Consider the following 8,379-nt stretch of genomic DNA (forward strand, 5'->3'; position numbering starts at 1 on the left):
CATGTCGGAGACGGCCCGGAAGTTCTTTGACGCGCTCGAACGCCACGGCCACGAACGCCTGCTGAAGAAGACGAACGGCACCATTCGGTTCGATCTGGCCCACGACCAGGGGGTCGACCACTGGCTCGTGGAGATCCGCGGAGGTGCCGTCCGCGTCTCGGAGCGAAACGGGGATGCCGACACCGTCATCCATGCCGAGGACGCCTTCTTCGACCGCATGGTTCGTGGCGAAGCCAAGCCGATCCCCGCGTGGCTGCGGAACGAGATCACGAGTGAGGGGAAGTTCCGGTTCATCGTCCTGCTGGAGCGGCTCTTCGCACCTCCCCCCAGGGCGCGGCATCCGCGGGACGTCGTCGGTGACCGCGGAGGTCGCCGATGAAGACCGACCTCGTCCGGATCCTCGACGGCAACGTCTTCGTGCTGAGCGACGGCCGTGGCGACATGGAAGCCACGCCCGGCATCCCGTCCGGGTTCTTCTCGTTCGACACCCGGTTCCTGTCGGTGTGGCGGCTGACCATCAACGGGGAACGGGTGAGCGCGCTGACCAGGGATGACTCGTCCTATTTCGAGGTTCGTTTCTTTCTCGTGCCGGGAGCGCCCACCCACTACGTCGATGCCAAGGTGTCGGTGATCCGGGAGAGGTCGGTGGCCGGCAGCTTCGAGGAGCGGTTGACGGTGTTGAACCACTCCCGGGAACCGGCCGAGTTGACCGTCCGCGTCGACGCGGACTGCGACTTCGTCCCCCTGGGCCTGGCCGGACAGGGGCGTACGCCGGCGGGCCGGCTGTACAAGCGAGTCGAGAACGGGCGCCTGCATCTCGGCTACCGGCGGGAGAAGTTCTGGCGCGAGACGGTCATCTCCACGACCGAGCCGGCGCAGGTCGACGAACGCGGGCTGACGTACCACATCCGGATCGCCGCCCACCGACAGTGGACGACGACGCTGCACATCCGAGGCGTGGTGCTGCGCCCGGACGGTCAGGACGTCCGGGACCATGTTCATCCCGGCCGCCGCCCGCGCGACCGGAACCAGCTTCAGTCGGACCTGCAGCAGTGGCTCGGCGAGGCTCCGCAGCTGACGTGCGACTGGCAGCCGCTGGAGCGGACGTATCGTCGCTCTCTGGTTGATCTTGCCGCGCTGCGGTTCTCGTCGCTGGCGGTGCCGACCGAGGCGTTGCCCGCGGCGGCCCTGCCGTGGGGCGCGACCGTCACCGGCCGTGAATCCATCTTCACCAGCCTGCAGGCCTTGCCGTTCGCACCGGATCTCGCGGTCGCCACCCTGCGGATACTCGCCATCGACCAGGGCACCGTGCTCGACGACCTCCGCGACGAGGAACCGGGCAAGATCCTGCGCGAGTTCCGCTACGGCGAACTGGCCGCGTTCGAGGAACGACCGCAGACGCCCTACTACGGAGCCGCCGACATCACCCCGCTCTTCGTGATCCTGCTCGACGAGTACGAGCGCTGGACCGGCAACGCCGCCCTCGTGCATGAATTCGAGGACGAGGCCCGGGCGGCCCTGCGGTGGATCGACGAGTACGGCGACATCATGGGCGACGGCTACGTCTGGTACCAGCGCCGCAACGAAGAGACCGGGGTGGAGAACCAGTGCTGGAAGGAGTCTGCCAACGCGATCTGCTTCCGGGACGGCAGGCTGGCCGCCCTGCCCCGGGCCACCTGCGAGCTGCAGGGCTACGCGTACGACGCGAAGATCCGCGGCGCCCGGCTGGCCCGCCAGTTCTGGAACGACCCCGCCTACGCCGACCGGCTGGAACGGGAGGCGGCCGCGCTCAAGGAGCGCTTCAACCGGGACTTCTGGGTCGCCGACGGCGAGTACTACGCCCTCGCCCTCGACGGCGACGGCCGCCAGGTCGACGCCCTCTCATCGAACATCGGCCACCTGCTGTGGAGCGGTATCGTCGACGACTCGCGTGCCGCGAAGATCGCCGGACACCTGCTCGGTCCTCGACTCTTCTCCGGCTGGGGGGTGCGCAGCCTGGCCGAGGGGGAGGGGTGCTACAACCCACTGGGCTACCAGATCGGTGCGATCTGGCCGTGGGACAATTCGGTCATCGCCTGGGGGCTGCGCCGCTACGGCTTCACCGGCGAGGCGGGACGCATCGCCGAGGGGATCATCGACGCGTCCCACCACTTCCAGGGTCGCCTGCCGGAGGCCTTCGGCGGCTTCGACCGTGAGCTGACCGGGCATCCGGTCTCGTACCCGGCTGCCAACAGCCCGCAGGCGGCGACCACCGGAGCGCCGCTGCTGCTGGTGCGCACCCTGCTCGGCCTCGAGCCGTACGGGGAGGACCTGGTGGTCGAGCCGGCGGTGCCCGAGCGGTTCGGCCGAGTCGAACTGCTCGACATTCCGGGACGATGGGGCCGGGTCGACGCCATCGGCAGCCTGGGGCGGCGGAAGGAAGAGTGCGGCCCGCAGCCGAGCCCGGCGACGTCGCCACCCTGACCGTGCCCCGGCCACCTGGGACGGGAGGTCATTGTCGGGGGCGGACCAGGCCCGTCTCGTACGCCAGCACCACGGCCTGCACCCGGTCGCGCAGCCCGAGCTTGGTCAGCACGTGCCCGACGTGGGTCTTGATGGTGGTCTCGCTGACCGACAGCGCCCGGGCGATCTCGGCGTTGGACAGTCCCCGCGCCACCTGCACCAGCACCTCGCGCTCCCGGTCGGTGAGCGCGCTCAACGCCTTCGCCGGGGTGGCCGTCGGGTCCGGCAGCGCGTCCGCGAACCGGTCCAGCAGCCGGCGCAGGATCCGCGGCGCCACCACCGCCTCCCCGGCCGCCACCGTCCGGATCGCGGTGACCAGGTCCTCGGCCGGCACGTCCTTGGCCAGGAAGCCGCTCGCCCCGGCCCGCAACGCGCCGACCACGTATTCGTCGAGGTCGAAGGTGGTGAGGATGAGCACCCGCACCGGCAGCCGGGCGTCCACGATCGCCCGGGTCGCCGCCACCCCGTCCATCCGGGGCATCCGGATGTCCATCAGCACCACGTCCGGCAGCAGCCGGCGGGACAGCTCCACCGCCTCCAGACCGTCCCCGGCCTCGGCCACGATGTCCAGGTCGTCCTCGGTGCCCAGCACCATCCGGAAGCCGGTACGCAGCAGCGGCTGGTCGTCGGCGAGCAGGACCCGGACCGGCCGTGCCCTGGCCGTGCTGTCGGTCATCCGTCCTCCCCCGTCGGCGCTCATGCCGGGACCGTCCCGGCGAACTCGAGCGGCATCCGCGCGTAAACCCGGAAGCCGCCGCCCGGCCGCGGGCCGGTCCGCAGCATCCCACCGTAGAGGGCGACCCGTTCCCGCATCCCGACCAGGCCGTGCCCGATCCGGCCGGCCGTCGGGGCCGGGCCCCGGCCGGTGTCGGTCACCTCGACCGCCAGGAAGCCGTCGGTCCAGGTGAGCCGGACCAGCGCAGTGGCCCGACCGGCGTGCTTGAGCGTGTTGGTCAGTGCCTCCTGGACGACCCGGTAGACGGCCAGCGCCACGCCCTCGGTCAGCGGCGTCGGGACGCCGTCCACCCGCAGCGTCACCGGCAACCCGGCCTCCCGCACCTGCTCCACCAGGGCCTCGATGCCGGTGAGCCCCGGCTGTGGGGCCAGGTCGGCGTCCGCCTCGGCGTCGGTGCGCAACACGTCCAGCAGTCGGCGCAGCTCTTGCAGGGTGGCCCGGCCGGTCTCCTCGACGGTGGCCATCGCCTCCTCGGCGGCATCCGGATCCCGGCGCAGCACCCGGCGTGCCCCGGTGGCCAGCACGCCCATCACACTGACCTGGTGGGCCACCACGTCGTGCAGCTCGCGGGCGATGCGCCGCCGCTCGTCGGCGACGGCCTGCTCGGCGAGGGACCGTTGGGTCGCCTCGGCGATCCGGGCCCGCTCTCGCAGCATCCGCGTCGACTGCCGGCGGGCCCGCACCGCCCGTCCCACCGCGTACGCCACGGCCGCGGTGAGCACGTTGTTGAGCACCAGGAGCGCCGGGCCGACCCGGACCACGCTCGCCGGCGGGGCAAGCAGGTTGACCAGCAGCACCGGCAGCCACAGCAGTGCCGCGGCCAGCGCCGCGGAGCGGGCCCGCCGGTGCGCCGCCATGGTGTAGGTGAGCACGACGAAGGTCAGCCCCTGGGTGGCCGGCGTGTGCCGCAGCGGCGCCAGCACGGCCAGGGTGACCACGGCGGCCGCGACCGCCGGCCACGGCGCGACCCGGCGGACCGCCACCGGGGCGGCGGACAGCGCGCTCCAGCCCAGCGCCGACCAGAGCTGCGCCGGCCGCAGCTCGCGCGGGGCGAGGAGCAGGAACGCCGCCTCCACCAGCACCAGCGCGACCGCGAAGCCGGCGTCGGTCGCCAGCGGGTGTCGGCGGGCCCACGCCCGCGCCCGGTTGGTCATGCCACGACGGTAGCCACCGACCGGCGCGACCCGTCGTCGCCGACGCCGAACCCCGCCTCCTCCTCAGGGAGGAGGGTCACTCGTCCGCCCCGGGGGCGACCGGCCGGGACCGGGCATCCGTCAGCGGGTCACCCGGGCCGGCGGCCGGGAACGGCGGCGGGGTGCCGCCGAAGCTCGGGCAGAGCGCCTGGTGGCTGCACCAGTCGCAGAGCCGGCTGGGCCGGGGTCGGAAGTCCTGCCGCGCGGTGGCCTGCTCGATCGCCTGCCACAGCGCCACCACCGTGCGCTCGAACCGCACCAGCTCGTCGGCGTCCGGGGTGTAGTCGCAGACCTCGGCGTCCTTGAGGTAGAGCAGCCGCAGCACCCGCGGCACCACACCCCGGGTCCGCCAGAGCACCAGGGCGTAGAACTTGAGCTGGAACAGCGCGCGCGCCTCGAACGCCTCCCGCGGCGCGCCGCCGGTCTTGTAGTCGACCACCCGCAGCGCGCCGTCCGGGGCCACGTCGAGCCGGTCCAGGTAGCCCCGGATCAGCAGCTCCTCGTCGACCACCGCGGAAATCAACGCCTCCCGCTCGGCGGGCTCCAGCCGGCGCGGGTCCTCCACCGCGAAGTATCCCTCCAGCAGCCCTGCGGCCGAGCGGAGGAACTCGGCCACCGGAGCGGTGTCGCCCTCGGCGAACAGGGTCGCCAGCTCCGGCTGCTCGGTGACCAGCCGGTCCCACTGCGGGGCCACCAGATCGCCGGCCGACTGCGGGGTCCGCGCCGCCGCCGGCAGATCGAACAGCCGCTCCAGCACCGCGTGCACCAGCGTGCCCCGGGCCTGCTCCACGGTCGGCCGCTCGGGCAGCCGGTCGATGCTGCGGAAACGGTAGAGCAGCGGGCAGGTCTTGAAGTCCGCCGCCCGCGACGGCGACAACGACGCCCGCACCGTGGGCGGCGTCACCACCGTCGGGGTTTGCTGCGCGTCGATCACCGGTTCCGCCGTCATGTCCGGAAGATTAGGGCACCGGTGTGACAGGGCCGTCGTCGCCGCACCGGAGCATGATCCGCCCCGCGTAGCATCGACCCGGTGGAGCAGAGGACCCGGCCGCGGCGCCGTACCCGGCTGACCGTCGCCCGGGTGGGCGGCGTGCCGCTGCGGGTGGACGCCTCGATGCTGCTGCTCACCGCGGTCGTCACCATCCTGTACGCGGCTCTGGCCCGGCGCCAGCTCGACCTCGGTCATCTCGGCGGCTACCTGGTCGGCCTCGGCTTCGCGGTCTCCCTGCTCGGCTCGGTGCTGCTGCACGAGCTGGGGCACGCGCTGACCGCCCGCCGGTACGGCATCGGTGTGCGCGGGATCACCCTGGAACTGCTCGGCGGCTACACGGAGATGGACCGGGACGCCCCCAGCCCGAAGATCGACCTGCTGGTCTCCCTCGCCGGCCCGGCGGTCTCCGCGGTGCTCGGCGTGGCCGCCGTGGCCGCCACCGTCGCGCTGCCCGCCGGCACCCTCGCCCACCAGCTCGCCTTTCAGCTCGCCGTGTGCAACGTCGTGGTCGCCGTCTTCAACAGCCTGCCCGGGCTGCCGCTGGACGGCGGCCGGGCGCTGCGCGCCGCCGTATGGGCGCTCACCCGGGACCGGCACCGGGGCACCGAGGTGGCCGGGTGGATCGGCCGGGCCGTCGCCGTGGCCACCCTGGCCCTGGTGGTCCTGCTCACCCTCCGCCGGGCCATCGCCCCGCTGGCCCTGCCGCTGATGCTGCTCGTCGCCGTCACCCTCTGGCGCGGCGCCGGCCAGTCCATCCGGCTGGCCCGGATCAGCCGCCGGCTCCCGCTGGTCGACCTGGCCAGGCTCGCCCGCCCGCTGCTTCCGGTGCCCAGCGGCACCCCGCTGGCGGAGGCCCAGCGCCGGCGCGCCGAGATTCCCGCTCCCCGGCCCGCGCTCACCGTGGTCGACGGCGCAGGCCGGCCGGTCGCGCTGGTCGACCCGGCCCGCGCCGAGGCCGTACCCCCGGAGCGGCGGCCGTGGCTCGCGGTGGACGCGGTCTCCCGCGACCTGGACGACCTGCCCGCGCTGCCGGTCGGCGCGGACGGCGAGCACGTGATGGAGACCGTCCGCACCCACCCGGGCGCACAGTACGTCGTGACGGCAGGCGAAGATGTCGTCGGCGTCCTGCACATCGCGGATCTGGCTCAGCTCCTGGAACCCAAACGGAAGACGAACACGTGACCGCAGATACCTCCACCGTCCCGGCGTTGCCCCCCGTGCACCGGGGGCCGTTCCGCCCCGGCGACCGGGTGCAGCTGACCGACCCCAAGGGGCGGATGCACACCGTGACGCTGGAGCCCGGGAAGGAGTTCCACACCCACCGGGGGATCCTCAAGCACGACACGCTGATCGGCCTGCCCGACGGCAGTGTGGTCACCACCGCCGGCGGCGGCACCGCCTTCCTGGCCCTGCGCCCGCTGCTGTCGGACTACGTGCTCTCCATGCCGCGCGGCGCTCAGGTGATCTATCCGAAGGACTCCGCGCAGATCGTCGCGATGGGCGACATCTTCCCCGGTGCGAAGGTCCTCGAGGCCGGCGCCGGCTCCGGCGCGCTCTCCTGTTCCCTGCTGCGCGCCGTCGGCACCGAGGGCGAGCTGCACTCCTGGGAGGTCCGCGAGGACTTCGCCCAGATCGCCCGGCGCAACGTCGAGGCGTTCTTCAACGGCCCGCATCCGGCCTGGCGGCTGCACGTCGGTGACGTCGCCCAGTGCCCCGAGACCGGCTTCGACCGGATCATCCTGGACATGCTCACCCCGTGGGAGACCCTCGACATGGTCGAGCGGGCGCTCGTCCCCGGCGGCGTCTTCATCGGGTACGTGGCCACCACCCCGCAGCTGTCCGAGCTGGTCGAGGCGCTGCGCGAGCGCGGCGGCTGGACCGAGCCGCGCGCCTGGGAGTCGCTGGTGCGGGACTGGCACGCCGAGGGTTTGGCCGTCCGCCCCGACCACCGCATGATCGCGCACACGGCGTTCCTCGTCTCCGCGCGCAAGCTCGCCCCCGGGGTCACCGCGCCGCCCCGGCGGCGCAAGCCGAGCAAGGGCACCGAGGCGTACGTCCAGCGCCGGCAGGCGCTGCGGGAGGCGGAGGCGGCCCGGCAGGCGGCGGCCGAGGCGGAGCAGGCGCTGGATCAGCCGTGACCCCGCGGCACGGACGGGGATGAGCGGGTGGATCATGTGTGCCGGCGGCGACGACACCGGACGGGCGGAGACGGTGGCATGAGCGGACGGATCGGGGCGCGCGGCGGGCACCCCGCCGGGCGGGACCGGCAGCGGCGGGAACACCGGGAGGCGACGGCGTGAGCAGTCCCGGCTACGGCAACGGCGACCTGCCCGCGGTCTTCCCCGACTGGTCGCCCTACGCCGACCTGGAGTCGGCGGCCCGGGCCTACCTGCGCGACCCCGACATCGCCCTGGACGCCCTCGGCGGCGTGCTGCGCGGGGCCTCCGTGCTCGGCTTCACCCTGGAACGCTTCGTCAACGAGGTCAACGGCGTCTGGCAGGAGGTCGTCGTCTGCGACGGCAGCCGGCTGATCCTCTGGCACGGCGAGGACGTGCCGCCGGGGGAGGGGCCGCCCGGCTCGATGACCTCGTCGCTGCGGGTGGTGCCGGTCTCCACGGTCACCGAGGTCGGGTGCCGGCGGCGACTCACCCGCAGTGACAACGGTGCGGTCCGGGTCGACAGCATCGACGTCTACCTGCTGCTCACCTCGCTGGACGAGGCGCCACCCGGCGACGAGATGGCCGGCGCGCCCCGGCACGACGCGCTGCGCTTCGGCAAGACCCTGGACGACGGCGGGGCGGGGCAGATCGCCCGGTTGGAGGAGTTCGCCCGACTTGTCGCTTCGGTGGTCGGTCGTCCCGTGCTGTGAGAACGGAAGCGGGGGGGGGGGGGGGGGGGGCGCGGGCGCCCGCCCCTCCCCCCCCCCTCCCCCCCCCCCCCTCCCCCCCCCCCCCCCC

Annotated in this window: 8 protein-coding genes; 5 read left to right on the top strand and 3 right to left on the bottom strand. The window is 73.5% G+C overall.

Annotation, left to right across the window (positions count from 1 at the left end):
• Position 1 precedes the first annotated feature (1 nt).
• Both ACZ6S5_RS08210 and ACZ6S5_RS08215 read left to right on the top strand, forming a co-directional pair.
• Entirely contained in the window at positions 2-379 is a 378-nt protein-coding gene (locus ACZ6S5_RS08210; RefSeq protein ID WP_465999011.1) for an SCP2 sterol-binding domain-containing protein, read from the top strand.
• Entirely contained in the window at positions 376-2,463 is a 2,088-nt protein-coding gene (locus tag ACZ6S5_RS08215; protein ID WP_465999013.1) for an amylo-alpha-1,6-glucosidase, read from the top strand. The genes ACZ6S5_RS08210 and ACZ6S5_RS08215 overlap by 4 nt, the downstream gene beginning before the upstream one ends.
• Before the next feature lie 28 nt (positions 2,464-2,491).
• Here ACZ6S5_RS08215 and ACZ6S5_RS08220 read toward each other — a convergent pair whose 3' ends face one another.
• From ACZ6S5_RS08220 to ACZ6S5_RS08230, 3 genes are all read right to left on the bottom strand, one after another.
• The gene (locus tag ACZ6S5_RS08220; RefSeq protein WP_465999015.1) at positions 2,492-3,178 is read right to left on the bottom strand and encodes a response regulator; all 687 of its coding nucleotides are present in this window, start codon (positions 3,176-3,178) and stop codon (positions 2,492-2,494) included.
• Positions 3,179-3,198: 20 nt separating this feature from the next.
• Positions 3,199-4,392, bottom strand: coding sequence for a sensor histidine kinase (locus ACZ6S5_RS08225; RefSeq protein WP_465999017.1), 1,194 nt, complete (start codon positions 4,390-4,392; stop codon positions 3,199-3,201).
• Between the two features lie 76 nt (positions 4,393-4,468).
• Entirely contained in the window at positions 4,469-5,380 is a 912-nt protein-coding gene (locus tag ACZ6S5_RS08230; RefSeq protein WP_465999019.1) for a RecB family exonuclease, read from the bottom strand.
• Positions 5,381-5,452: 72 nt separating this feature from the next.
• Here ACZ6S5_RS08230 and ACZ6S5_RS08235 point away from each other — a divergent pair, with 72 nt between their 5' ends.
• From ACZ6S5_RS08235 to ACZ6S5_RS08245, 3 genes are all read left to right on the top strand, one after another.
• Positions 5,453-6,604 carry a M50 family metallopeptidase gene (locus ACZ6S5_RS08235; RefSeq protein WP_465999105.1) on the top strand — a complete coding sequence of 384 codons (1,152 nt, stop codon included), beginning with the start codon at positions 5,453-5,455 and terminating at the stop codon, positions 6,602-6,604.
• Positions 6,601-7,560, top strand: a complete 960-nt coding sequence (locus tag ACZ6S5_RS08240; protein WP_465999021.1) for a tRNA (adenine-N1)-methyltransferase — start codon at positions 6,601-6,603, stop codon at positions 7,558-7,560. Before ACZ6S5_RS08235 ends, ACZ6S5_RS08240 begins: the two co-directional genes overlap by 4 nt.
• 158 nt (positions 7,561-7,718) lie before the next feature.
• A complete protein-coding gene (locus ACZ6S5_RS08245; protein WP_465999023.1) occupies positions 7,719-8,291 on the top strand; it encodes a hypothetical protein in 573 nt (190 codons plus the stop codon).
• Positions 8,292-8,379: the final 88 nt, after the last annotated feature.

This window comes from Micromonospora sp. NPDC051924, assembly GCF_055586005.1.